General features: G+C 47.3%; 19 protein-coding genes and 1 pseudogene. 11 read left to right on the top strand and 9 right to left on the bottom strand.

The annotated features are described in order from the left end of the window. Nucleotides 1-12 precede the first annotated feature (12 nt). A complete protein-coding gene (locus ACJJIP_RS09640) occupies nucleotides 13-786 on the top strand; it encodes an FMN-dependent NADH-azoreductase (RefSeq protein WP_444946765.1) in 774 nt (257 codons plus the stop codon). Here the strand turns inward: ACJJIP_RS09640 and ACJJIP_RS09645 are convergent. The 3 genes and pseudogenes from ACJJIP_RS09645 to ACJJIP_RS09655 all read right to left on the bottom strand — a co-directional run bounded on the left by ACJJIP_RS09645 (nucleotide 713) and on the right by ACJJIP_RS09655 (nucleotide 4499). Beyond that, the gene (locus ACJJIP_RS09645; protein ID WP_353376189.1) at nucleotides 713-1501 is read right to left on the bottom strand and encodes a CLCA_X family protein; all 789 of its coding nucleotides are present in this window, start codon (nucleotides 1499-1501) and stop codon (nucleotides 713-715) included. The two genes, ACJJIP_RS09640 and ACJJIP_RS09645, sit on opposite strands and share 74 nt — an antisense overlap. 128 nt (nucleotides 1502-1629) lie before the next feature. After that, nucleotides 1630-2256 carry an anaerobic ribonucleoside-triphosphate reductase activating protein gene (locus ACJJIP_RS09650; RefSeq protein WP_444946766.1) on the bottom strand — a complete coding sequence of 209 codons (627 nt, stop codon included), beginning with the start codon at nucleotides 2254-2256 and terminating at the stop codon, nucleotides 1630-1632. Nucleotides 2257-2258: 2 nt separating this feature from the next. Beyond that, nucleotides 2259-4499: pseudogene (locus ACJJIP_RS09655) on the bottom strand (ribonucleoside triphosphate reductase). 460 nt (nucleotides 4500-4959) lie between these two features. Here ACJJIP_RS09655 and ACJJIP_RS09660 point away from each other — a divergent pair. Further along, nucleotides 4960-5445, top strand: a complete 486-nt coding sequence (locus ACJJIP_RS09660) for a hypothetical protein (protein ID WP_444924944.1) — start codon at nucleotides 4960-4962, stop codon at nucleotides 5443-5445. Between the two features lie 1067 nt (nucleotides 5446-6512). Here the strand turns inward: ACJJIP_RS09660 and ACJJIP_RS09665 are convergent. Both ACJJIP_RS09665 and ACJJIP_RS09670 read right to left on the bottom strand, forming a co-directional pair. Further along, nucleotides 6513-7412 carry an ABC transporter six-transmembrane domain-containing protein gene (locus ACJJIP_RS09665; RefSeq protein WP_444946767.1) on the bottom strand — a complete coding sequence of 300 codons (900 nt, stop codon included), beginning with the start codon at nucleotides 7410-7412 and terminating at the stop codon, nucleotides 6513-6515. Nucleotides 7413-7431: 19 nt separating this feature from the next. After that, on the bottom strand, nucleotides 7432-7998 hold the full coding sequence (locus tag ACJJIP_RS09670; protein WP_444885122.1) for a TetR/AcrR family transcriptional regulator: 567 nt from the start codon (nucleotides 7996-7998) through the stop codon (nucleotides 7432-7434). Nucleotides 7999-8102: 104 nt separating this feature from the next. Here ACJJIP_RS09670 and ACJJIP_RS09675 point away from each other — a divergent pair, with 104 nt between their 5' ends. From ACJJIP_RS09675 to ACJJIP_RS09685, 3 genes are all read left to right on the top strand, one after another. Further along, on the top strand, nucleotides 8103-9215 hold the full coding sequence (locus ACJJIP_RS09675) for an efflux RND transporter periplasmic adaptor subunit (RefSeq protein WP_444946768.1): 1113 nt from the start codon (nucleotides 8103-8105) through the stop codon (nucleotides 9213-9215). A 9-nt stretch (nucleotides 9216-9224) separates the two neighbouring features. Further along, entirely contained in the window at nucleotides 9225-12335 is a 3111-nt protein-coding gene (locus ACJJIP_RS09680) for an efflux RND transporter permease subunit (RefSeq protein ID WP_444946769.1), read from the top strand. 362 nt (nucleotides 12336-12697) lie between these two features. Continuing rightward, nucleotides 12698-14665 carry a hypothetical protein gene (locus ACJJIP_RS09685; RefSeq protein WP_444946770.1) on the top strand — a complete coding sequence of 656 codons (1968 nt, stop codon included), beginning with the start codon at nucleotides 12698-12700 and terminating at the stop codon, nucleotides 14663-14665. A gap of 53 nt (nucleotides 14666-14718) precedes the next feature. Here the strand turns inward: ACJJIP_RS09685 and ACJJIP_RS09690 are convergent, their stop codons facing one another. Both ACJJIP_RS09690 and ACJJIP_RS09695 read right to left on the bottom strand, forming a co-directional pair. Beyond that, nucleotides 14719-17244: an ATP-dependent DNA helicase gene (locus ACJJIP_RS09690; protein ID WP_444946771.1), complete on the bottom strand. Its 2526-nt coding sequence runs from the start codon at nucleotides 17242-17244 to the stop codon at nucleotides 14719-14721. Further along, entirely contained in the window at nucleotides 17235-18893 is a 1659-nt protein-coding gene (locus tag ACJJIP_RS09695) for a VRR-NUC domain-containing protein (protein ID WP_444946772.1), read from the bottom strand. The genes ACJJIP_RS09690 and ACJJIP_RS09695 overlap by 10 nt, the downstream gene beginning before the upstream one ends. 459 nt (nucleotides 18894-19352) lie before the next feature. Between ACJJIP_RS09695 and ACJJIP_RS09700 the strand changes: the two genes are divergently transcribed. Beyond that, complete coding sequence (locus ACJJIP_RS09700; protein ID WP_444946773.1) at nucleotides 19353-20498, top strand: hypothetical protein; 1146 nt, start codon at nucleotides 19353-19355, stop codon at nucleotides 20496-20498. Between the two features lie 78 nt (nucleotides 20499-20576). Here ACJJIP_RS09700 and ACJJIP_RS09705 read toward each other — a convergent pair whose 3' ends face one another. Both ACJJIP_RS09705 and ACJJIP_RS09710 read right to left on the bottom strand, forming a co-directional pair. Next, a complete protein-coding gene (locus tag ACJJIP_RS09705) occupies nucleotides 20577-21008 on the bottom strand; it encodes a hypothetical protein (protein WP_444946774.1) in 432 nt (143 codons plus the stop codon). 406 nt (nucleotides 21009-21414) lie between these two features. Next, a complete protein-coding gene (locus ACJJIP_RS09710) occupies nucleotides 21415-21831 on the bottom strand; it encodes a YbaN family protein (RefSeq protein WP_020412792.1) in 417 nt (138 codons plus the stop codon). A 454-nt stretch (nucleotides 21832-22285) separates the two neighbouring features. Here ACJJIP_RS09710 and ACJJIP_RS09715 point away from each other — a divergent pair, with 454 nt between their 5' ends. The 5 genes from ACJJIP_RS09715 (at nucleotide 22286) to ACJJIP_RS09735 (ending at nucleotide 26978) form a co-directional block, all read left to right on the top strand. Next, a complete protein-coding gene (locus ACJJIP_RS09715; protein WP_444946775.1) occupies nucleotides 22286-23377 on the top strand; it encodes a hypothetical protein in 1092 nt (363 codons plus the stop codon). A gap of 343 nt (nucleotides 23378-23720) precedes the next feature. Next, nucleotides 23721-24896, top strand: a complete 1176-nt coding sequence (locus tag ACJJIP_RS09720) for a 4Fe-4S dicluster domain-containing protein (RefSeq protein ID WP_444946776.1) — start codon at nucleotides 23721-23723, stop codon at nucleotides 24894-24896. After that, a complete protein-coding gene (locus tag ACJJIP_RS09725; RefSeq protein ID WP_444946777.1) occupies nucleotides 24893-25375 on the top strand; it encodes a cyclic nucleotide-binding domain-containing protein in 483 nt (160 codons plus the stop codon). The genes ACJJIP_RS09720 and ACJJIP_RS09725 overlap by 4 nt, the downstream gene beginning before the upstream one ends. After that, the gene (locus ACJJIP_RS09730; RefSeq protein ID WP_444946778.1) at nucleotides 25372-26178 is read left to right on the top strand and encodes an FAD/NAD(P)-binding protein; all 807 of its coding nucleotides are present in this window, start codon (nucleotides 25372-25374) and stop codon (nucleotides 26176-26178) included. Before ACJJIP_RS09725 ends, ACJJIP_RS09730 begins: the two co-directional genes overlap by 4 nt. After that, nucleotides 26154-26978 (top strand): NADH-quinone oxidoreductase subunit B family protein, encoded by an 825-nt coding sequence (locus ACJJIP_RS09735; protein WP_444946779.1) that lies wholly within the window; start codon nucleotides 26154-26156, stop codon nucleotides 26976-26978. The genes ACJJIP_RS09730 and ACJJIP_RS09735 overlap by 25 nt, the downstream gene beginning before the upstream one ends. Nucleotides 26979-26989: the final 11 nt, after the last annotated feature.

The raw sequence follows: 26989 nt of genomic DNA on the forward strand, positions 1-26989 counted from the left end.
GAGGTCTAGTAAATGAAAACCCTTCTTCATATTGAAGCCAGCGCCCAGATTTTCGGGACTATTCAGGTACCGGAGGAGTATAGGGACATACCAAAACACTCCTCTATCTCCAAGGCCGTTGCCGCAAGTTTTGTGAAGCGTTGGCTTGGGCTAAGACCAAAAGATAAACTCATCTATAGGGATGTTGGCCAGACCCCGCCAGGATTCATTACCCAGGATTGGATTGCCTCTGTATTCACTCCAGAAGATCAGCGTAGTGAAGAGCAAAAATCGTTGGTTACATTATCGGATACTTTGATCAATGAACTCGACCAGGCGGATGTCATAGTAATGTCCTCCCCAATGTATAACTACGGTATGCCGGCGGCTTTAAAAGCCTGGTTCGACCAGGTGATACGCATCAACAAGACCTTCACCTTTGACTTGGCCCGTGGAGACTATCCGCTTGAGCCCATTATGTCGGGGAAGGTTCTGGTGCTAATTACTTCTGCCGGAGAGTTTGGCTTTGCAGAGGGGGGAATACGCGAGAACATGAATCACTTGGGTCCTCATATCAGGACACTGAGCCATTACCTGGGGGTCGATCAAATCCATGAAATCAATGCGGAATTCCAGGAGTTTGCGGATGAACGGCATCGAAATTCGGTAAACCAGGCTTTATTGCAAAGTCAGTCATTGGCCGAAGAGCTTGCTACTAAACTCAAAAGCCAACTTACTCACTCTCATTCAACTCAGCCCAAAGCGCTCGCCCTAAGAAAGCAAAGTATTGCTCAAATGCAAGATTGATCTGCTGGCGCTGGTGTCCTATCGGGTAGAGGCCAAGCTTGGCCTCTTTACTGGCCTTTGAGCCCGCCACCAGAAAGTTGTTGCTGATACTGGAATCCTGGATAAAGGCCTCGAAGGCACGGGCACAAAGTTCAACTGGCTCACTGTAATAGATGGAACCGTTTGTCTTATCAGCCTTTACGGATGCAGTAACCAGATCGCTGGGATTGCTGCCTTCCTCGTCTAACATAATGGTTTTAAAGCATGCGAAAAGAAGATCATTTAGCGGGTGGGGTTCGGGAGTCGCACCGCGGAGCCAGGCGTCTGAGGCATACATACTTTGAGAAGTATCACTGAATGCCTTCTGGGCAAGGTAGTGATCCAGCGCGTGGAACCATTCGTGGGCGATAGATCCGGGTCCGGCGTTTTTAGCTAGTGAAAAGCTACGTGCAGAAGGGTCATAAAAAGCCGACATGCCTGGCCGACCGCCGATTCCATATTGAAAAGACAAGCTGCCTCTTAGGGATATAAGTGCTTCTGGCCCCTTGAGGATGGCCATTAAATCAACAAGGGCATCGTAAAATAGGCCCGCAGCTCGATCTCGCTCTTTATCGGTTACCCAGCGCCCAACTGCTATAGATCTGAAGCCAAAGCGCCTTCTGACATCGGCAAAAGAGACCAGTGAATTATCCCGCCGGCTGGGGCCTTGGCGATAGAACTGTCGGGACAACACCATAGTGGATTAGGGCAGGGGTCTATTGGGGAAGTTTGGATATTAATACAGCCTCTGTTCCATCAACAAGGCAGCGAGTGATGCTTGTCAGGTCAGGCCAATTCAGCAAGCGCCTGCCAAACTTGTTAGCCCTATGAAATAAACTTCAGAGTTTGGTCAAGCGCTTGCTCGGTATTGCAGCGCTGCACCTCTAAATGATGAACACCGCATTTGCGAAGCTTCTCCTGAATTTGAGCTAGCTCCTCATCGCTGGTGAGGCGAGGATGCCTGGTAAGGCGTACTTGCATTGCTGTTCCCGCCTCGACTAGTAGCTCTACACATTGCCAGGGTGCTGTACCGCTACCATCTACCCCGGTAATGGCAGGGTAATTTTCCGGCAACGCTTTTATATCCAGCCCAATCCAGTCCAAACTGGGGATCAAGCGACTCAGTTTCCGAGGGTAGATCCCGGCAGTATGTAAACCTATCTTAAACCCCAGGCTTCGGGCTTGGGCAATGGCTGCTTCCAGTGCCCCTTGGGCAGTTGGCTCTCCGCCAGAAAATACCACCGCATCCAGCAGTCCTTGCCGGCTGGCGAGGAACCCCAATATCTGGTCCCAGTCGTAGGTACTGGGCGCGCGGGCCGGCAACAGATCACCATTATGGCAGTAGCGGCAACGCCAGGGACATCCCTGGCAAAAGACCACCGCGGCCAATTCACCAGGGAAGTCGATAGCGGTAAATGGTGTAAAACCGCCAATGCGCAGCTTTTCAGCCATGGTTATTTGTCACTACCAGCAACAAAAAAGCGGCGCTCCTTGTGTTCCGATTGTTTGCCTGGATTCCAGAAGGAAACTGGGCGGTGATAGCCCATCACCCGGCTCCAGACTTCACAGCGGGTGCGCTCTTCATTTTTGAGTGGTGAGGTTGGTTTATTCATGATGTTTCTCCTTGGTGGTTGGTTTTAATCGCTGCAGCAAGATTGCTCACGAGCGAGCAGAGCCTCATCGCAGCGGGGACAGAATTCGTGTTCGCCGCTCAGGTAGCCGTGTACTGGGCATATAGAAAAGCTGGGAGTTACTGTGATATAGGGCAGCCGATAATTTTTCAGGGCGCGCTGTAATAAGCGGCGGCAGCTATCGGCATCTGGCAGTTGTTCGCCCAGGTATAGGTGCAGCACAGTGCCACCCGTATAACGGGATTGTAGGGATTCCTGCCGAGCCAACGCTTCGAAAGGATCATCGGTAAAGCCGACTGGCAGCTGGGATGAGTTGGTATAGTAAGGTGCTTCCGTGCTGCCAGCCTGAATAATGCCCTCATAGCGCTTTTGGTCTTCGCGGGCAAAACGGTAAGTAGTTCCCTCAGCCGGTGTGGCTTCGAGATTATAGAGGTGGCCGGTTTGTTCCTGGAACTCTGTCATTCGCAAACGAATATGATCGAGCAACTGCTCGGCAAGCTTTTTACCAGGCTCTGTGACGATACTTTCACGGTCTTCACTAAAGTTTCGCAGCATTTCATTAATGCCGTTAACGCCAATGGTGGAGAAGTGGTTACGCAGAGTACCAAGATATCGACGCGTGTAGGGAAACAGGCCGGCGTCCATATGCCGCTGAATCACTTTGCGTTTCACTTCCAGGGAATCCCGTGCAAGTAGCAGTAGTTTATCTAACTGGGCGAGCAGGAGGTCCCAGTCCCCCTTATACAAATAGCCCAGACGTGCACAGTTGATCGTTACTACACCGAGAGAGCCGGTCTGTTCCGCGGAGCCAAATAATCCATTGCCACGTTTAAGCAGCTCTCGAAGGTCCAGTTGTAGGCGGCAGCACATGGAGCGCACCATGTTTGGACTGAGGTCTGAGTTAATAAAGTTTTGGAAGTAGGGCAGTCCATAGCGGGCAGTCATGGCAAATAGCCGCTCCGCATTTTCGCTCTCCCAGGGAAAGTCCTCACTGATATTGTAAGTTGGAATTGGGAAAGTGAAGACCCTGCCGCGCGCGTCCCCTTTACTCATCACCTCAATATAGGCGCGGTTAATCAGGTCCATTTCCACCTGCAGGTCACCATAAGTGAATGGCATTTCTTTGCCGGCAATCACCGGCACCTGCTCTCGCAAGTCTTGAGGACAAACCCAATCGAAAGTGAGGTTGGTAAAGGGGGTCTGGGTGCCCCAGCGGGATGGCACGTTCAGGTTAAAAATCAGCTCTTGCATACACTGGCGCACACTGGCGTAATCCAGCTGATCCTTGCGTACAAAGGGTGCGAGATAAGTATCGAAGGAGCTAAATGCCTGGGCCCCAGCCCATTCGTTTTGCAATGTGCCAAGAAAGTTAACGATCTGCCCAACTGCACTGGTCAAGTGGGCGGGCGGTGCAGACTCCACTTTGCCGGGAACCCCATTCAACCCCTCGTGCAGCAGGGTGCGAAGTGACCAGCCTGCGCAATAGCCGGCCAACATATCCAGGTCATGGATGTGTAAATCGCCATCCCGGTGGGCTGCACCAATCTCCGGGGAATAGACATGATTTAGCCAGTAATTGGCAATCATTTTACCGGCACTATTTAAAATCAGGCCGCCGAGGGAGTAGCCCTGGTTGGCATTGGCAGCGACACGCCAGTCCGCCTGCTCCAGATATTCTTCAATGGAAGCCCCAACATCTACCAGAGTTTGTCGGTCATTGCGTATGCGCGCATGTCGCTCACGATAGGCGATATAGGCCCGAGCAGTATCTATATAATCGCAATTGATTAATATTTGCTCGGCGATATTTTGGATTTCCTCAATATCGACTGGTGTCGTTGCATCAAAGCGATGATTAATCACCTTCAAGATGCCCTGGGTTAGCCAATCAACTTCATCCTCACCAAATTCACCAGTAGCCTGCCCGGCCCGCACAAGTGCCGAAGTAATACGTTGAGGATCAAAAGCCACAGCGCGACCATCCCGCTTTCGTACCAGAAAACTGCTTAGGTTTTGAGTAGGAGATGCGTCACTGTCAATTTCTGGGGTAGAGGTACTGGTCATGGGCTTTCCTTCACAGATTGTGCGGGAAGCTTATAAAAGTCCAGGGGAGAAGCACTTGATCTGGATCACTATATATAGTGTCTTCCGATAATTCCTGGCACATTATATTGTATCTATTGGCTGGGGTGCCTAGCTGAAAAATACTGTGTCTTCAAGATGTCGGCACAGGGGTAATGGGGGTAGGAGCATAGGATTTTCAGATGCTTCGTATAAGAAATAATCTATTTGGTACTTGGCGCCAGATATCAATATGTCATTGATATTTTCATATCAAGTGATTGGCACTATAAGAAAATGACTAGAATGCTGAGCCTTTGCTCTTTCTGAGGAGCCACAAGGATGTTATTTTTATGTCAATATTTTATTTGGGCTCCATTTTTTCAAAAACCAAATATGATGATTATGCGAGTTTATTTTGGAGGGGATGTAGATATGCCTGGTTGTGATTTGGAGGGCATAAGTGAGATTTGGTGATGCGGTTAGACGTGCAGTTTTAGCGATTATTCAGGAGAAAAAGCTACCACAAAGTGTTTGGCATAAAAATCACATACATTTTAATGTCGCGTCGACATTTTGGACGGCATTTTTATTATCGGTTTCAATATTGGCTGCTCCACTTTTGTGGTTGCTATTTCAGCCAATTCTCTACTTTATGTCTATGTCGATAACCTCTCCCGTAGAGAGATGGCTTTGGTTTTTTCTATTGGTTGGGTTTGTATGTGTGGTGAACTGTTTTAGCGATTTTATAGAGAAGGCAGATAGAAATAGCAATGTCTCTTATGGTGATTTGAACTTTGGAGAAATAGTGATTTATCGCATGGTTTCGGTTGTGGTTTTTAAGTGGATGTTTATTTCTGGTGTTAGGACTGTAGTCAATAGATTTTTCTCAGGGCTTTTAGCTATTTGGTATGTTTTCTTTTGTGCATTTCTTGCTGGTATGTTTTAAGAATAAAATTCTGAACACCTAGTGCGCCGAGCTAAATCGACAAAAAAATGGAGGTGAAAGCCCTCTGTCCGGTAAGGTTTAGCAAGCCGCTGGGATCCCGAGTCATGGGCGTTGTTCGGTAACGGCCAGCGTTAAATGTTGACAGAGGTCGGTACAGGCTCAAGGTCCTCAATCTAGGACATCCATAGATTAGAAAGAGGCGATAGCCAGCGTTACTGGCGCTAGTTTCGGTACGATTTCTTTCTACTTTATAGTTAAGGGGAAGTGCAATGCTGAATATCTATGCTTGGGCTTAGAAAACTGTGACTTTGGAGAAAAAGTGGAAAGTAGTATCGAGAGAATGGGTAGGAAATAGCAGGGTATGGCAGAAAGGTAGTGTCGACAGTCGCTTATGCCGTGTACCCAGCGTTTGTCGAGTTGGAAACAGGTATGTCTTACAGCCGCCGCTTACTCCTCTAAGCCTTTAAAGCATCTTTTAAATTTTCACCTGAGATAAAATCAGTATTGGGTGAGTCGCTCAGCTTTATAGAATAGGGGAGGCGATTTCGGCAATAAAACCTCACCTTCCGAGCCCCAAATATCGGCCACCCCGGCCCTCTAACTCCAAAATGATCACCGCAACAAAAAAGATCGCACACCGGCTCTATTGGTTATCTCTTTCCTGTTACTGATAGTAAATAGAAAAGTAATCAGGAATAGTGGCCAGTTACCAAGACCGCATCGCATAAAAAAGATCAAAAAGCACCTAGCATCAACTGACCAACCCTAGCTAGAAAGCAAAAGGTAAAAAAGAAAGCCTCTATAATAATACAGCCAATACCACCTCTGACGTCTGTAAACTCACAAACAGATAAAAGCCATCACCTTCGCTAACCCCCGCAGCTGCCTAAGGCAGATTTCACCGATGCAGCTGAGAAAGAGTTAATATCCAAAGGTAAATCCCATTACATTAGATTCATTTCTGGAGGCCCAGTGATTGGAGAACCCAAATCCAAACCAGATTTTTTGCATATGCTTTTTTGTAACCGATCATGAGGAGAAAGAGGAGGCCAATGGTCTCCTATTCCTTATGATCCAACCCGATTAGAAATCTCCTTCAAACGAATAACCTGCTGAACATAGAGTGGTAACGCAGATACCTTCCCAATAAAGTCGAAAACGTACATTAATAAGGCAACGATCAATCCATAGTTAACCAGGCCCCCATCGATTGCTGCTATGGGAGCGTAAACAAACAAAGCGACTATGCCAGCCCACAATATAAAGTAGGTGCCTGTTTCCAGGTCGCTCAATTCAATATTCCACCGCATAAGGCGCCGGAAGTGTGCTTTTGCATGCTCAACATTTGGTTGTTTAAGCGCATCAACCTGATATTCCAGCTCATTATTATAAGATTCATTCAGCCGGTAATTGGTATTTCCGATTACGCAATAGATCAGGATAATCAAAGCGAGAATTGCCAGGCAAGCCAGAAAGACGTTGAGATTGATAGCACTGATGATAATGAGCAAACCCACCATACCAATAGAAACGGTAATAACTTCTGGCAGGCTATTTTCAAAGAATTCGACAATTTCAGTTAATAAACTGGAGCGCGCAGTAATAGTCGATACAGACTGTTTCTTTGCTTTTTCACGGGCCACCATTTCCGATGTAACTACCTGGTAAATATGTGCATAGATTCGTGTATCGTAAAACCTTCGAACACTTCCCATGAGGACAGAGATAGTGCCCAAGATTGCCAATAAATAAATGCCATCATAGGACTGTTCTAATAGACTATTGATAGCCCAGCCGATGGCAAGTGGAAAAAGTAGTTCGAGGAGTGTTTCAATAACGACCAGCGATAGGGTCAGAGATACTCGCCACTTAAATCGGGTAAAAATCGAAAGTAAAGAATGTTTGTGCTTGCCTTTCGTATAATCATCATCTGTTGATTTTGAAACAGTGGTAACTGGCTGAGTCATTTAACAACTCTCTCAATGCTTAACGAGCAACGCCATTGCAAAATGTGTGAAACGCTAAATCGGCCAGCGTATCGTGATCTATGGATTCTGCATTTTTTGTTAGCCAGGATGTATAAAGCAGGCCCTCCACCAGGTTTACCACCCAGGAAGTAGGAAGTTTCTTGGACAGGCTGCCTTCAGATTTTGCGTATTCCACCAATGTAGCGATTTCACTCTCTTGTTTCTCATAGATAGCGGTGAGCTCTGGGTCATCTTCATCAAAGTCTCCCAACTTCATTAAAAACTCCATTTCGGCCGACAGCGGAAAAATCGCTTTGAACATCAGGTGGAAGGCTTGCAGAGCCGATTCAGCCTCGCTTTCCAAGTGTTCGGTGGCTTTATCAAATGCCTCCAGGCAGTGAATCGCAACCGCCTTAATCAGCTTTTCTCTCGTGTCATAAAGACGGTAAAGGGTAGTGCGCCCAACTCCGGCCGCCCGGGCAATATCGCTAAAGGATGCCTCTCTATTTTTGCTCAGGAGTTCCATACCCGCCTTCATGATCGCAGTTTGTGACTTCTGAATACGCGCATCTAGGTGATCTGCCATGGAGTTATTACCTGAACTTTATGGAACATGCTTGTATCATAATCTGCTATTAGTTATGGTTCAAGTGTGTTCCATAAAATGTAAGTTGCCTAGGCATGATGAAAATGGCGGGAATCTGGTTAAAGCGGCGGGCTGCAGGTATTGTTGCCACCAGCTTGCTGGTCTTGGTAGGGCTGTGGCTTATGGCTGAGCAGCAGCCTGCAGCCATGGTGGAAAAGCCCAAAGAGTCTGGCCTTACTGTTACTGTCGTGGAGGCAGTACCGGCGGATGCTCAGCTTGAAGTCAAAACAACAGGCATAACACAACCCCGCTGGGCGACTGAGGTTATCGCATCAGTGAGCGGGCGTGTCACCCATATTGCTAACCACGTAATGCCGGGCAGTCTCATTAGGAAGGGAGAAATACTGGCGTCGCTACAGGATACTTTTTACCAGGCTGAAATCCGTGCTGCTCAAGCCAGAGTGTCAGAGGCTGAACTCAACTTGGCCGAAATACTCATGCGTCAATACGTGGCAAAACGCGGGGATAAAGCGAAGTCATCATTTGGCCGACTGGAGCCGCATGTCAAAGCCGCAGAGGCAAATCGAGAAGCGGCGAGGGGAGCTCTAGCATCCTCCCAGCGGAGGCTGGCTGATACACAAATTAAAGCACCTTTTGACTCGGTGGTTATTGCCGATTTAATCCATCCTGGCCAATGGATAAATGAGGGGGATGTACTCTTTCGAGTAGCAGCCAGTGACTACCTGGATGTCAAAGTTGAGCTTTCCGAGCAGACCTGGCAGCGCTTAAACGGACTTCAGCAAGGCCCCGACAAAATCACAATAGAGGCGCCTGATGGACAACAATGGCAGGCCTCGATCCGTTACCTAAGCCCAATTATGAATGCGGACACCCGTCAGCGCAGCCTTATGTTGCAGGTGGCTAACCCCTTTCAGCGCGAGGCCCCTTTGCTTGCTGATCAACAGGTCGATGTAGTGTTTGGAGGCAACACGCAGAGCTATGTTGTCAGTGCACCAGCATCGGTTCTTACAGAAGATGGGAAAGTATGGAGCGTTTCTGAACAATCACTCCTTTTGGAAGAGATAGAGCTACTGGATATGCGGCCGGATTCGGTTCTATTTCGTTACAAGAATCGACCCCAGCAGAATCGTCAGCTTATTCGCTTTCCTTTGACCAACTTTGTAGAAGGTCAAGCGGTTGCAATGACTATCCACTAAGGCCTGGAAATGAAAACACTCTCACGCTGGTTCCTGGATAACCCAGTTGCCGCTAACCTTCTCATGGCTTTCATTCTGGTTGCAGGCTTGCTGACCTTTCAAAATCTGCGGGTGGAAAGCTTTCCACAAATTCCACCTACGGAAGTCGAAATCTCCGTTGTCTACCCCGGCGGCACTGCCCGCCAGGTCGATGAGAGCATTACACAGCGTATTGAGGAAGCTATTAGTGGTGTTGCAGGAATAAAGCGCATAACCAGCCAATCAAGCAAAGGTTACGCTTCATTGGTAGTGAAAAAAAATACTAATGTGAAGCTGGATCGTTTGATTGAAGATATTCGCAATCAAGTTGAAAGTATCGAAGGCTTTCCCGCATTGGCGGAGCGGCCGCGTATTTATCGCAGTGAATATACGAATCTTGCGGCGTTTGTCATGGTCTACGGTGGTGACAATAATGATTCGCTTCAGCAGGTATCCTCACGAGTAGAGCGAGTGCTTAAGAAACATCCTGCTATTTCCAAAGTGACAAATCTGGGGAAAAGAAAGCAACTATTGGCTATAGAGCCAGACCTCAGGAAACTTCAACGCTACGGTTTGTCTCTTGAGAACCTAACGGAACGTATTCGCCAGTGGTCAGTGGAATATCGCAGTGGTGAATTAAGAACGGCCAATGGAAATATTGTGCTGCAGGGCAGTTCCCTGGCTGACAACTTGGCGGAACTGAGGAATATCCCCATTATCACTACATCGACGGCACGAGTGAGACTCAGTGATATCGCTACTGTTAAGCGAGATTATGAGCAAACCGACAGTATTGTTCGATATCAAGGGCAACCTGCAGTCGCACTGATGGTATCCACCAGCCAAAAAGACAACCTGTTTCATATCCATGAAGCCACAAAATCAGTATTAGAATCATTGGAATCGACATTACCCAGGAACATGCAGTTGGATGTAATGGCGGATATGTCTCCCTATATTTCCGAGCAATTAGACTTGCTAAGTTCCAACGCCTTGCAGGGATTATTAATCGTCTTATTGCTATTGGTGCTTTTTTTAGATACGCGGCTGGCCTTTTGGGTTGCCTTAGGTATTCCCATATCCCTGGCTGGTGCGATTACATTGATGGGTTTTCCTTCCCTGGATTACAGCATCAACGATATCACTTTATTCGGTATGATTTTGGTACTGGGGATATTGGTAGATGATGCCGTTGTGGTCGGTGAAAGTATTCACCAGGCGAGACAAAATACAACTGACACCAAAGAAGCTGCCTGGAAGGGGGTTGAAGCCGTAGCCGTGCCCACAGTTTTTGGCGTATTGACTACAATCGCGGCCTTCTCACCGATGCTATGGATTGAAAATGAGTTGGCAAAGGTGCTGTCAGGATTCTCTGCTGTAGTGATATTTGCACTGATATTTTCATTAATTGAGAGCAAATTTATATTACCTGCGCATTTAAGCTATCCAAATACACATACTCAAACTAGTGGCGCAATAAAACGATGGATTGAGATTGCCAGAGAGAAATTTAACCGTTTATTAAATCGATTTTCGGATAAGATATATATTCCGCTTTTGTCATTGAGCCTGGCAAACCGGAAAATAAGCATTAGTCTATTTGCCACCTTTCTGCTGCTGGCCTATGGCGCTATGTTCAAGGGGCATATCGCCTCAGTATTCTTCCCTGAAATTCCAGGACGCTATGCCACGGTTAAAGTCACTATGCAGCATGGAGCTGCAAGTACTTTAACGGAACGTAATACCGATCAACTTGAACAGGCCATCAAGCGCACCGCAAATAGGTTGCAACAGGAGTATGGGTTGCCGGAGTCACCTGTTAGCAAGTATATCGTGTCAAAGGAAGGCACCAAGACCATAGAGTTGACAGCGGAATTAACACATGATGCCCTGGCCAGAGTAGAGAGCAACCGCTTTTTAGAGGAGCTGCGGCTGCAAACAGGTATCCTGGAGGGAAGCTATGCAGTGAAGTTTAGCCTTACGGAAGAGCCGGCGGGGGATACTGCCATTGCGGTTTCTGCCAGCAATCGAGATCAGGCGAAACAAGTGGCTGGCCGCCTCAAGGCTCTACTCGCAGAGTTACCCGGTGTGAACGATGTATACGATGATAGCCAACTTGCCAAAAGACAGCTGAAAATTACGGTCAATGAGCGGGGAGCCAGCCTGGGAATTGATCAAAGTCATCTGGCAGTGCTGATAGGGGGAGCATTCGGTCAGATTGAGATACATCGTCTGTTGGATAAAGGTGAAGAAACTCTAGTGTTGGCTCGCTTTCCTCAAACAGAAACTAAAACACTTGAGCAGTTAAAAGCTACTCCTATTAACTTGGATAACAACAGCTACGTAAGCTTAGGCGAAATCGCCCAGCTTAAGTATGAGCGTGAACCCGAGGTTATTTATCGACGTAATCGCGATGAAGTGGTCAGTATCTACTGGCGTCAGAATCGCTCTGTCAGTTCACCGGAAAAAAACTGGGAGCGGTTAAAAGAAGAGCTGGTGCCAGAGCTGGAGCGCCTTTATCCGGGTGTCCAAATTAAAGCCGTTGGTGAATTCGCCGAAATAGTAGAAGTACAGGCTGGATTTAAAAAGTCCATGTTGCTGACGCTTTTACTTATCTACGTTTTGTTGGCGATACCACTAAAATCCTATTGGCAACCTTTGATTATTATGTCGGTGATTCCAATGGGCTTTGCAGGGGCAATTATTGGACACGGCCTGTTGGGCTTCCCAGTAAGCTTATTATCCCTATTTGGAATGATGGCAATGACTGGGGTAGTGATTAACGATTCCCTGGTATTAATGAGCCGATTTAATCAGCTCTACGCGCAGGGCGTACCAGTAAAAACAGCGCTACTTCAAGCTGGGAAAAGTCGCGTAAGAGCAATTTTCTTAACTACGGTGACTACTATCTGTGGGTTGCTACCCTTATTAGCCGAAACCAGCGAGCAAGCCCAATATTTAAAGCCAGCGGCTATATCCCTGGTATTCGGAGAGCTATTTGCTACACCGATTACCCTAATCTTAATCCCTTTGTTGCTTTCTTTTGGGCAGTACAAAAATACACCTAGGAGTGATAGCGCTTCATTACTAAGTGCTTATTAGATCCATCACTAAATGCTCATTGTCTGACCGTTAAGCTTACCGGTTACTTGGTAAGAATCAAAATTGGAATCCCTTTAGGTCAACTTTGGAAAGTAGCTACGTGAGTATGATCAGCTGCTTTCATGAGCCTTTTTGTTAGCGGAGTGCATTTTTCACCCAATTTGTATATAGGTGACAAATATCGTCAGAAAAGCACCGATATAGGCAGGCTTTAGTTTCTTCATTTTTTTAAATGCGACACAGAAAATAATTCACGAAAAAATAAAATTATTTTCGTATTTTCATTTCGCGACTTAACTGGAACTAATCTCTTAATCTCCACCTAACTTCAAAATCAAAAAAACACGATACCTCAGGCGTTTATGGACAAGTTATTTAGCAAGAAACTATTAGTACTGGCATTAACCGCGGCGTTGGCAGCTTGCGGTGGAGGGGGTGGGGGCTCTTCAGACCCCGAACCTGAGACACCAGCCGTAGGGGATGGTGGCAGCAACAATGGTGGTGATCAGGGTAGCGGAGACCAGGGAGGTGGTAGTGGGTCCGGCGATACTGGGAGTAACACTCCGCCTCCAGATAATGATCCCTCAACCGTAACGGTCGGAGATGTTTCTACTTCCGATCTGGGGTTTGCCACAATAACTGCTACAGATATCACCCTGCCTGATGCAATGGTAAACGCCCAGGAAGTTTACCAGCTTGCACACTATATTGGCCGAACTGATAGTGAGCAAGATGAAGAAAATATCGATATCCCTATTCGTAGCTACACTGCGACCTGCGCGACTGATACAGATAAGCCTAGGATGTTTGTATCCACGACCTTATCTGAAGGACAAAGTGCCTCAAATCCAACCTATGGCTCCGTCTATGAACTCCAATACAACCCTGAAACTTCAAGTTTTGATCAAACTGGCAATACCACGATTCTGAAACAGTGTTATGAGTCTCACGGTATAACCGCTAGCGCAGACTGCTCCAGGGTTGCTGTTTTGTGTAACACAGAATATAAGGCTAGTGAGCGATACGATGTTAAGAAAGATCTAATTGAAGAGCACGGTATTGGCTGGATGAAGATTGAGGACAATCTTGACGCTGTTGCAGGTACCGATAATGAGAAGAAGTATAACGATCAGATTTGGCTGATGGAGTGGGATAACAAGCCTTTGTCCGAAGTACCTGATGCTTACGTCGTTAATAAAATGCATGGTGGCACTCATCTTGGCACCCAAGAACTATTATATGTTGAGGATGACAGTAAGGGACGAACCAGTTATGCATTTTCCGTGACTGCTCGAGTACTGGTTAGCGGTTCTCACTATTCTGCGGGACTTACAGTGATCGACCGGGATGACTGGTCAATGACCATGACGGGGGACGAGCGTAGGGGGTGGTATTGGCTATGTGGACATGGTCATGTACTGAATATCCGGGCTTTCTATAACCCTGGCAACGAAATGTTTGGTGCGCTCTGTACCAGTGATGGGAATAAATATCATCCCTCTCCTGGCTTGAATGCAATTGCCATCAAAATGGAAGATGATGGCTCCTCTGTCCTTGAAGGAACCTACAATCACGTGGTTCCTACAACAAGTGCAATGATTTCCAACGGGGGAGGGCACACAGTAGTCCCAGTTGATGCTAATACTAATTTATCTGTTATCGTTTCACCGAAGTACATCGAAGATGAGGATATGGATAGGTTCTTACAGGATACACTCGGTATTGATACCAGTGGAGATGGTCCCTTTGATGATCAATGTGCTGATAAGGCCAATAAGAATTGCTTCTTCTCGTATCTCGAGGAAATCGAATATGATGAGGGTGACTATTCACTGATACCAAGGCAAGGACTCTATTCTGGCGGCGCCCTGGATAAATCTTCCTTAACTCGCGTGGGTATCGCCAAGGTTGATTGGGAAGGCAATATTGAGGGGGTTGGTATCAAATGGCTGGCTGAAGACTCAGATTGCCAGATTAGCGACCCGCAACTGGTCGACCTGAAGAATGGACGCTACCTGTTTGGCTATGCACAATTCCAGTGTATTTCCGATAACCTCCCATACAATCGTAGCTATAACAAGAAAGGCGAGGCCATGCGTATGCTGGTACCTAAAGCCTACTATGTGATGGAGATTGATGCGGATTTGAATGTGCTCGAGGGGCCGGTAAAACTCACCGATTACGGGTGGGGCGGACTGGATGAGCCAATGTATCTGGGTAACGGTAAAGTTGCCTGGAACTATATCAAGAACCCCACCTTTGAGAACTACATCGGCGGGCAGCAGAACGTCTGGCAAGCGATTGTTTACCACTCAAAAAGTGTGAACTAGTCCTGATCGGCTGGGGCAAGGTTTTACTTGCCCCAGTTTTTTCGTGAAACTGCCTATTTCAGCCAGCTATGCCAAAAAGCCTCCAGACTTTTCGAAAGTGCTGTACCGTTACTGCATATTTCGAGATTCCAGTGTTCCGGATAAAGTGACTGATAAAACCTGTCAGTGAAGCGATAATCAGCCAGGACAATCACTCCACGATCCGATTCTGAGCGAATTACTCGCCCTGCTGTTTGCAAAACCCTGGTTAACCCTGGATAGCGGTAGGCAATATCAAAACCAGCACCCACCGTGGTTGGGGTTCCATTATCAAAACCCTTGCGGATCAACTCCTGCTCTTCATTAACTTGTGGCAGGCCGGTACCCACAATGATGGTACCGATCAGTTTATTACCCACATAGTCTACGCCTTCTCCAAAAACTCCCCCCATAATTGCAAAGCCCAAAGTACGGGAACCTTCAGTGAAGGCTGCCAGGAATGCTGCGCGCTGGCTTTCACTGGCCCCAGGTTCCTGCTGCAATAAATCCACTTCAGGAAAGCTTTGCTCAAATGCGACTGCCACTTGTTGGAGGAATCGATACGAGGGGAAAAACACCAGATAGTTACCTGGATGGCCCTGGTAAGTACGAGCGATGATCTCTACCAAGTTTTCTGTAGCCTGATTACGTGATTTATAGCGGGTATCAACATATGGACAGAGGAAGACGCCTTGCTGTGATGGAAGAAAGGGAGAGGGTAGCTTCATGTATGGAGCCGAGCTGTTCACCCCCAGTTGCTGAAAGATATAATTTGCCGGGCGCAAGGTGGCAGAAAATAAGATAGCTCCATGAAACTGGCGAATAGTTTGCTGGATATATCCAGCGGCATTCAAACAAAGCAGCTTGAACTGCTGCTCCTGCCAGGGCGTGCCCGCGTCAAATACCCGAGTGAGAGCTTGATGTTGTTCAGATAAGTCTTGCTCAATACATACATAGCGGTAAATGGACTTTAGCCATTCGCTAATTTCCTCTGGCGGCGATTGAGAGCTCTCCCATAGCTCACTGACTGTTAAGAGCACTTTATGGGCTGCCCTGGAAACGGTCACCGGCTGGTTTTCTGGCGATGTGAGAGAAGTCACCCACACTTCGGAGCCTGATTTGTTTAATTGAGCGTGGCTTTTGCTGGTGGCTTCAGGATCTCTAAGCTGTTTAACCCACCGGTCAATCGCCCTCACCAGTGCCTGGATGCTGCGCTGCAGCTTGGGGTGACTTCCTTTACAGCTTGCCGCGGCACGGCGGGTTTCCTTGCGGCTCAGGGTCACACTGTACATATCACAGGCGCGGTCACTGAGATTGTGGGCTTCATCCACAAGTAGCGCACGGCGCTGGCTCTGCTCCTGTAGAGCCGTCAGTCGCACTAGGGGATCAAATACATAGTTGAAATCGCATACTATGAGGTCTGCCCAAGGCAGCATTTGCAGGGACAGCTCGAAGGGGCACAGCTGCATTTCTTCTGCGACTTTTGCCAGCACTTGCGGAGAGAGAAGAGGTGAGCCTAGAAGTTTCTTGCGCGCAGCCGGCAATCGGTCAAAAAAACCTATTGTGCGTGGGCAAACACCCTCCTGGTCGCGGCTACACATACCAAGACTACAGGCACAGGTTTTATCCCTGGCCTGTATTTCCAGCAGGGATAACTCTAGGCCACGCTTATGTAGGCTCTCTACGGTTTCCCTGACCACCTGCCGCCCTGAGTTTTTTGCAGTAAGGTAAACCAGCTGGTCTAGCTGCTTTTCTCCCAGGGCCTTGATGGCAGGGAATAGGGTACTGATGGTTTTACCGATTCCCGTGGGCGCCTCTGCGACCAACTCGCCACCATCTCTCAAACAACGATAGGTGGCTACGGCTAGCTGACGTTGGCCTGGCCGATACTTGGGAAAGGGGAATGCCAGGGCTTGGGCACTGGTAGCCACCTGTTGACGATGTTCCTGCCAGCTCTTGTGCCATTGGATATAATCTGCAAGCGCAGCGAGGGTGAAACTCTCCAGTGCTTCCCAGTTGAACTCCTGCAATTCCGGGTAAGGCTTCTTCTCTTTAAGGTTGTACCAGAGCATTTGCAGTGCCACACGATCGCTGCCCTCACCGGTGCCTCCTTGCCCATGCCTTTGCTGGAACAGGTAACAGAATCCGTAGACTTTTAGCTGAGCCCACTGCAACTGCCGAATAGCCTCTGGTAATTTGGAAGGAGGGCAGTAAGTGGTTTTGATCTCATCGATCTGTACAGGGGTATGCAGATCTGCCTGCGGGTGAAAGATATCCACCCTGCCAGTAAGAACCACATCATAGCCTTCACATCGTACTTGAACTTGCAATGGATATTCAGCTTCACTGCCTTTGGGGCGCTTCTTTTGCAGTTTCTGGTGTGTGCGAATGCCCTCTTGGGCGGAGGGGCCGGAACCTGCGTCATTAATCAGGTCGCCGCTACGACAGGAAAATGCGACCAGCTCACCAACCGAAAGGCGCAGGAACGAGGCCTGTTTAGTAGCACTAATGGTTGTCGTTGAGTGGAGTTCTGTGGCCGCTTCATTCAAGACTATTGCCACTCCACGTGAATTACCCTATGGGGCACCCGCTGGCTGGCAAAAAATGTAAGCCAGCGTTGCTGGTTTTGTTGCAGCCGATCTCCGGGCCCTTTCACTTCTATCAGTTCGTAGTCCCCAGCTGCAGGAAACAGGATAAGATCCGGCAGTCCGTTGCGGTGATGGGCAATATCACTCAGTATCCGTTGGAAGAGGGAGCGCCAATGGGAGGTTGGTATTCTTTCCATTGCGGTAGTTACTAATTCCTTGGGCAGAGCATCCCAGGCAACCAGCGGATTGGAAATCCCCCACTTATCGCGATAGCTACACCATACCCTCTCTCGCAGGGTATCTTTATCTAGTTCAGCCAACCTCTGATCAAGTAGGGTACGGCGGGAAAGATAGAAGTCAGCTGTCCTGAAGTCACTGGGAGCAGACTGGAAGGGGTTAAAGAAAGCCCCTGGTATCGATGCAAACAAGATGTCCCAGATATAGAGACCAAGAATGCCGTTTAGCAAGCAGTTCTCAACATAGTAACAATTGCCCTCTGACAACTGTTCCAGATGTAAGGCAACCTGAATCTCAACTCGCTCAGGACTCTGGGGCAGGACTATCGTTTCCGTAGGAGGGCGATAGCGCTTCGGCGCTGGCCATTCTTTAGCGCAATCCAGGTCTTTGGCTGTACGGTGGCCAAAACTCTCGGCAAATATTTTTTCTGCTTCATCCAGAGGCGCTTCAAGAATCTGCTGACAAAGTCCAAGCCCTTTGCCAGTATCACCATTCTTAATTGCAATACGTGCGCGCCTCTCTCTAGCCGGTGGCCGTTGGCACATTTTGTATAGCCGATCTGCTGCCGCTAGTTCACCCATACGCTCTAGCTGACGGGCCAGTTTTAAACGCAGGCGATCCAGGCGCCGGTGAAGCGCTGCATCCCCCGTTATTCCTGATGGCAGCTGCTCTGCCAGGGTGAGGATATCAGATGTCTCGCCTGTCAACGCCTGTTCGGCCAGATCCAGACAATGGTAATAGTTCAAGTGCTGATCTATCTGTTCCCGGTTCTGGAAAGGCAGATTTTGTCGATCCAATGGATAATCTTCGTAACGGAAAAGCCCCAGATCCCGCAGAACATAATCTGTCAGGTCCTGGTTAAGATTGCCAAAGAAGCAAAGCTTGAAGGTTTCGAAGCAACTGGCGTGCTGAACAGCTAATAGAGTATCAGCGGCCAATAATTTATGTAGGCCAGAATCCACGCCCTGTTCCATGAGGGCAGCTATCAGGTCAGCTCGCTTAAGTGCTTTTGGTAGAGGCTTGTTACTCGCTCTGAATAGTTCAGGCTTGGTGAAAAGAGGTAACAACTCCTGGTTAGATATCTGAGGGTTTAGTCGCAATAATCCACTTACCTCCAGTTCCCGACATGCATGCTCCAGATCTTCTATTTCTGCATATTGCAGTTTACTGAGACGGAACAAGGCCCCAGCTGATGAGGGGGCACCTTTGCGAGGCAAAAGTCTTACATATAGTTTTTGGCCATTGATGCCAAGTGACATAAAGCGCTCGTAAAATTGATCCTCTTCTGCTGACAGCAATGATTTATAACGGGCTGTGACAAACTTCATCAAGGTTAAGAAGTTGGTCAAGTAGTAATCAGCAGGAAGCTCTGCGGCGACAGTCATCGGGATATGGGCAACCAAAAAACTGTATGGTTATACAGCAAGTTGATTGGATGGACAAATCCCTCGGCTGACCCACCAATCACCATCCGTTCACCACATGCGCATAGCTATTTGGAGAGGGTTTAGAGTCAAGCTGTGTCCAAGGGGGTTAACTGCCAAACTCCAGGCTTTTTTCTCAGTAAAACGGTCCTTCTTTCCTATGGTCGGGAGAGGTGAGATCGTCCAGGCTTACTGCACGATTTATAAACAAATTCGCAATGGTTCTGCTGTACGTGCGGCTTTGAGCAAATCTAATGCCTCAAGAAGTTAGCAGTTACGGGAGCCACCCATCCATTGAAAGCTCTATTCCTGATTGAATTCAGAATCTGGAGTTACCACCAGCCCCAATTCACCGGTCAGTCCACCCCTTTTGATTGGTATCCCCTTTATTAGCGTCAAAATATTGTAAAAGGAGTTACTATGAAGACGTTAAGACCGATCGCAGCCACAGTACTATTCGCTGTTGGCAATATTGCAGTCGCCAACACTTCCATTATTAACCAGATAGGTAATGGAAATACCGCAACTCCCGATCAAAGTGATCCTACTGTCAGCAATAGCCTGATTGTTCAAACCCAAATTGGTAATAGCAATACCTCTACCGCAACCCAAACAACTAATACTAACGGAAGTTCTGCCTTCCTAACCCAGATTGGCTCACTGAATACAGTAGTGTCTACTCAGCAAGATGGCACAACTACCAGTACAGTAATTGCCACTCAGGCTGGAAACAACAATATCCTGGATTTTTTGCAAGCTGATGCCACGTTGAGCTCAGCCACAATTATCCAAGGTGGCGAAATGAATAGTGCAGTCGTAAATCAAAATGACGATATAAACGGAGGCATTATCCTTATCAATCAGCAAGGCAATTCCAACGACATATTTCTAGACCAGCTTCAAAGGGTGGATAGTAGTATCTCTATTGTGAATCAAATCGGTGATTCAAACTTTGTAAATTTTGACCAGGACAGGGATGTAACCACAAGCCTGGCATCAGTATCCCAGGTCGGTAGCTCAAACAGTGCTTCCATGGAACAGGATGAAATCGTTACTTCCAGTATTGCAATCATTGACCAGAATGGCACATCAAACTTTGGGGATATAGAACAGGAGGGCGATCAGGGTGCCGTAGTTTCCAGTGTGGCGGTAGTGGTGCAAACTGGAGATTCAAACACTGGACGCGTAGACCAGGAGGCAACAACTTCCTCGACAAGCCAGATTATTCAATCTGGGACCTCTAACTTTGCCGACCTGGATCAGGGCAATGAAAATGTGCCATTAACAACCCTTTCTAGTTTTGCGTCCTTGGCTCAAACTGGAACCTCAAATACAGCAGACGTGGATCAAGGCATATCAGATTCTGTCTTTTTTAGTGTGCTAATCGCAAATCAGATTGGTGAACTCAATGATGTCAGCCTTTCCCAGAATGGTACTGTTAGCAGCAGTCTTATAGTTACACAAATTGGCACATCCAATATGGAAACAGCCGTGCAATCTGGTACAAATGAATCAATCAGCGTTACTCAACTTGGCACCGGCAATATGGGAACGCACTTGCAATAGCTTTGTGCCACGTTTCTATTATTGAATAATAGCCAGCCATGTAATCACTAAGACATTTGTGACTATACGCGCTGGCTTTTACTTCATGTATCGTAGGACTTTGCGATACCTAAAAATAATAAACCACAAAAAAAGTACAATTGGGGAAATACACAACAGGATTAACTGGTTTCTCAACACTGCCATATTCATAGTGGCAACTACCGTCCCTATTTCATAAATATCTGTCACCATTATGAGTGGCAGAAAGAACCCCCAAAATCTCGGTGTGGCGATTCGCCTTGCAAAGGCCAAACCATAAAAGCCAACAAAATAGGTGCTATAGATAATGAAGCTGGCAATCAACCACCAAACCGATTGATTGTATTCATTCAGTACGAATGCTTCATATTGAGACAAGATTTCAATAGGTAGCAGCAAAAAAAACAATATCTTCCAGGTGAAACTGGATTTATAGATATATGTTTCATCACTCAGAGTATTTTCCGTTGCCTGATACACATCCTGCATAAAACATCCTTGTTGTTATTGCCTAGTGAGCAAAGTTTATTAAATTGCTCTTGTAGCCAGATCTTCTCGATGCTTTTCCATTATAAAGAGCGCCGGGGCACACCAGGCGTCCCAATCAACAGAAGGGCGCAGAGGATATTCCTCTCAACGTCAATGTCAACCGCTTACAACACCAATTTAACCACATTGAGACATTAATCTTTAACTTTGTTGTTTTTATTCAAATTCATACTGTTTGAAGTGGTTTTTGACGAGGTAAATACCTACTTTGGGGTAGTCGCCTAATGGTAATAAGTTGAAGATTTTATTTGTCATAAAGAGTCAGGTGTCACAATCTATTCGGTACAAATATCCCATTTACAAGTTAGGAAACCAAAAACTATAAAGGCCACTGAATAATGCTTGTTCACTTTTTGGGTTCAGGCCTCGTCCATATCCAAAGCATTGCGCAACCAATGCCACCCACGATAAAGATTAATAAGTAGAGATTACTGAAATGATGAAGGGCAACGGCCATGGACAATAGCATTGTTAATGTTGCCAGCCACTTGGTTCTACGACTGATATGGCCGCTCCGCCAGGTTTTTATCAGGTTCCCAAATAGATGGTGATCCTCAATCCATTGATGCAAACGCTCTGAGCTACGTGAAGCTGCCCAGGCACTTAGAACAATAAAAACGGCTGCAGGCAAGCCCGGCAATATAACCCCAATTATCCCCACTATCAAAAAGAAACAGGCTAGGGCACCCCACAACCAGCGCAGCCACCCTTTAGCCAATGGGGGCGTCGATGTATAAGCGATATCATCGCTGCTCTGTTTCAAAGTTATATCTCCTGACCCCTATTTTGAACAAGGAAGATAATCCAGGTGTCTATTCAAATAGAACCCTGATTTTTCCTGATTAAGCCCAGTATTAAATAGGACCTCCACCTCCTTGATTGACCCAATACTAAGGGAGAGTGGCGCTACAATCCAGCTCAATACAGGATCCAGGGCGGCCTATCAGTCATTTCTTATTTCCAAACTTTCTTCTCATGTAAATAGGATTTTCTTCCTACAGCATACAAGCGCCACTGGCACTAATCTTTATTTATTGTCTCCATACCTAACGAATTAATGCCATTATGCGTCAATCGGCATGGAAGTTCCTGATCGATCTTAAGGAAATTTACAAAGTATTTCCCGCCCGATTACCCATTCGGCTGCATTTCAGATTTTAGAACTTGCTTTAAGCATGCCAGAACAAACAAAGCCCTTTTATACAAAGGTCGTTAATATGAAATCTCACGCTCAATTCCTGACTATAGCCGCACTTATGTTCAATGGAAATGTTTTTGCCGCTAACAATTCGGTAGATCTGTATCAAACCGGATGGGAGAATATTGCAAGCTCTATTCAAACGGGCGCAAATACAAATGGAAATATCAGTACATTAATCCAAAACGGGACCAGTAACTCTGTTACCACTTATCAAGTGAATAACAGCTTAAATAATACAATTTCCACTACACAGAGCGGAACTGGTAATTTGATTCCAGTCATTGAGCAAAACAGTAGTAATGAAGCTTCAGTTAAAATTCATCAAGTTGGTGACGACAATCTGGCAGAAACGCTACAAAATAATACTGTATCCAGCTCAATAACTTTTTTACAGGAGGGAAGTGGAAACCAATCTTATAGCTCGCAGGTAAATTCAAATAATGACAGTCTACTAATCAGTCAAAAGGAATCCTCGAACCTGGTTTCAGTTGTTCAGAAAACGACAACAAACAATACGATCGTATTTAATCAGCATGGGAATAACAATAGTGCAGAAGGAGGCCAGATAAAAGAAAGCTCCAGTAAAGTGGCGGTCTCTCAAAAAGGTAACTCCAATTCAGCAGAGTTTCTGCAAACCTTGGGTCTAGCGAATACGTTGTCAATTAGCCAGGATGGAGACAGCAATAACGCAACAACGTCACAAAGGTCTATTTCTAACAGCGTTGCCTCAACGACACAAACCGGACAATCAAACACCGCGATAATCGAGCAGGAACTACTTTCCAACGGTATTGCTGAGATTAATCAAGCTGGTGATACAAATGTTGTCTCACTCTTACAAACAGGTTCCTACATTCAAGCTTATTTGAGCCAAGAAGGTGCAAATAATTCCTTGTCTATCACCCAGGTAGGGAGTTCTCATTCTGTCGTAGCCAACCAAACCGGTTCGCTAAATACGGCAACAATTAACCAGCTTGGAGCATCGAATGTTGTAGTGGCCATTCAGGCTGGCGCATCGAATGCATTAAATATCAACCAGGCTACTAATGGTAATACTGTTTACACTACTCAGGATGGAACGGGAAATATCATCGTAGTTTCGCAATAGCAGTATTATTTAGTTAACTATGAACAATAGAAATATAGGAATTTCTTACTAAGCTGGTTACCCCTATATGTTTAAACTTTATTCCCAGCTTTTTGAGACCTTCTTCCTAAAGATAACTTCCGCAACCCAGCGCTATACTTCCAGTGTCACCTCTATTTTACCTAGAAAGCCAGACAAGCAGTAGGAACTCTCTAAGGATGAAATGCTGTAGAGGTGACTCCACTTCAACTTTAACGACAAAGATTTGAAAGCATTCTCCGCCTAATTAGCTGTTCAGCTGAGTTCCTTATCAATCTACTCTCAATTGCAAGCCTAAGCGCTATTCGCTTCAGTGGTGAGTAAGATGAGAGTTGGCAGCATGGCTAACCTGGGCCAAATTGATTCAGCAAATATGGATAGCTATGAACACCTGTTACAAGCTGCCGACCTGGATGACTTAATTCAAGCGATCCTTGAGCATGGATATGAGGTGTATGGTCCTACATTGGTCGATAAGGCCATCACTTATGGCAAGATTCTCTCGTCGGCCGATCTACCCCAAGGTTGGACTGATGAACAAGAAGGGGGGCATTACCGGGTAAAGCGCCGTACGGACAATGCCTACTTTGGCTATGTCGTGGGGCCCCACTCGTGGAAAAAATACCTGCAATTACCTCATCGACCCATTTGGAAATCCTCTCGTCAGGAACAAGAAGTTCAAATTATCGAAATCAAGGAGGACGTCCCCAAGCTGGCATTCCTCGGTGTGCGTAGCTGCGAGCTACATGCCATTGCTATCCAAGATCGTGTCCTGATAGAGAGTGACTACCCCAACAGTAATTATCGAGACAGAAGAAAAGGGCTATTTACCGTAGCAGTAAACTGTACCACTGCGGCTCCCACATGCTTTTGCACGGCTATGCAAACAGGTCCTGCCGTGACTCTTACCAGTGATCTAACGATGACAGAAGTATTGGATGGTAAGCGCCACTTCTTTTTGATTGAAAGCGGTACCGAGTTAGGAGCGCAGATCCTGGCGCAGTTACCACTCAAGCCCTCCACGGTAGAGGAGAAGCAGCAGGCACAGAAGGGCATAGAAAGCGCTGAAACTCAAATGCGACAGGGACCGCGTCACTTCGATAGCTCTGATCTAAAGGAGTTACTGTACCGCAATTTTGAGAGCCCCAGTTGGGATAAAGTGGCAGAACGGTGTTTATCCTGTGCCAACTGCACCATGGCCTGCCCTACCTGTTTCTGTTCTACCGTTGAAGATACTACAGACCTCAGCGGAGAAAATGCCGAGCGCTGGGAGCGCTGGGACTCATGCTTTACGTCGGACTTCAGCCATATCACCGGGGGCTCGGTGCGCGCAGACACGCGCTCACGCTATCGGCAGTGGATGACACATAAGCTTGCTACCTGGCATGACCAGTTTGATAGCTCTGGGTGTGTAGGCTGCGGCCGCTGTATCACCTGGTGTCCGGTGGGTATCGACCTGACAGAGGAAGTCAGGACTATTCGCAACCTGGAACAGCCATGAAGACTATTGCCAACCTGCTGCATGAGCACCCTTTCTTTCATGGTTTGCCAGAAAGCGATCTGCAGTTTCTTGCCTCATGTGCGGAAAACTGCGTCTACCACGAGGGAGAACATCTCGCTAAGGAGGATACGCCGGCCAATCATTTCTTTCTGATCCGCAGTGGGCGGGTGGCGGTAGAAACCTTTGTGCCTAACCGCGGCGCCTTATGCCTGCTGACCCTACACGGCGGCGATATTTTCGGCTGGTCCTGGCTCTTTCCACCTTACATTTCAGCCTTCGATGCACGTGCTCTGGAGGAAGTTCGCAGCATACGCCTCGGTGGCGCCTGCTTGCGGGAAAAGTGCGAAACAGAACCTCGTCTCGGCTTCGAATTGATGAAGCGCTTTGCCCGGATTGCAACCGAGCGATTGCAGTCCGCTCGTATTCAATTACTCGATATCTATGGCTCCACCCCACCTGAGCCGGGTAAGACTCCGTGATCCCCGAAGTCTACAAGGTGATTCACAGGCAGGAAGAGTACCCGGGAACCTTCACCTTGCATCTAGAAAGTCCGGCATCACCCCCCATGGTCTATGGGCCAGGCCAGTTCAATATGCTCTATGCCTTTGGTACTGGTGAATCTGCTATTTCATTCAGTGGTCTGGAAGTGGAGGAGGGTCTGTTGGTTCATACCATTCGGGCACAAGGGACTGTGACTCGAGCACTGGAGCGATTAAAGAAAGGGGATTCACTGGGAGTTCGCGGCCCGTTTGGAAGAGGTTGGCCACTACAGGGCATTGAGGGCAAGGAGCTGCTGCTTATAGCAGGTGGCCTGGGCCTGGCACCTTTGCGACCTGTCGTTTACAGGGCTTGGCAAGGGAAACTGAAGGCCAGTCGGGCCCGGCTTTTCTACGGTGCACGTCGCCCAACAGAGCTTCTTTATGGAGATGAAATTCCACACTGGATAGCAAAGCTGGATGTGGTGATGTCTGTTGATCACGGCGACAACGCCTGGCCTGGGCATATTGGCGTCATTACTGATCCTCTACAGGCTTCTGATATCGACGGCGCCAATACGGTCGCTTTCCTGTGTGGGCCGGAAATTATGATGCGCTTTTGCATTCAGGTGCTGCTGCGCAAAGGGGTTCCTGAATCTGCTATCTACCTTTCTATGGAGCGTAATATGAAATGCGCCATTGGTCTCTGCGGACACTGCCAATGGGGGCCAAACTTTATCTGTAAGGACGGCCCCGTATTCTGCTACCAGGATATCCGCGCATGGTTCCAGATCCACGGCTTATAGCAACCGAAAAGGGGAAACCCAAGCTGGCGGTATGGAAGTTTACTTCCTGCGACGGCTGCCAACTGAGTCTGCTTGACTGTGAAGACGAACTCCTATTGCTTGCTGAGGAAGTGGAGATTGCCTACTTCCTGGAAGCGTCCAGCAAGGTGGAAGAGGGACCCTATGATATTTCCCTGGTGGAGGGCTCAATCACCACACCTGATGATGTACAAAGGATTCAGAAGGTTAGAAAGCAATCCAGGTTCCTGGTTTCTATTGGCGCCTGTGCCACAGCTGGGGGCATCCAGTCTCTGCGCAATTTTGCCGATGTCACTGAATTTACATCCGTTGTGTATGCCCGGCCTGATTACATAGCAACCCTGAAAGATTCCACACCTGTCTCTGCGCATGTTCCGGTGGACTTTGAGTTACAGGGTTGCCCAATCAACAAGCTCCAATTGTTGGAAGTAATCAGTGCATTTTTGAATCAACGGGCACCGCAGGTTTCTGCACACTCCGTTTGTATTGAGTGCAAGTTGAAAGGCAATGTCTGTGTCTGGGTGGCTCACGGTACCCCCTGTATGGGGCCAATCACCCATGCAGGTTGTGGCGCGCTATGTCCAAGCTATAACCGTGGCTGCTATGCCTGCTATGGCCCAAAGGAAAACCCTAATGGAGAATCTCTTTGCCACTGGTGGGCAGAAAAACTGGGTACAGACAAAGCAACAATTATTGAAAATATTAGAAATTACAATGCATTAGCAGGTTCTTTTAAGAAAATAGGTGAAATTCTGGAAGTGAATAAAAAACGTACTACTTAAAGGAGTTTATG

The organism is Microbulbifer variabilis (assembly GCF_052467165.1).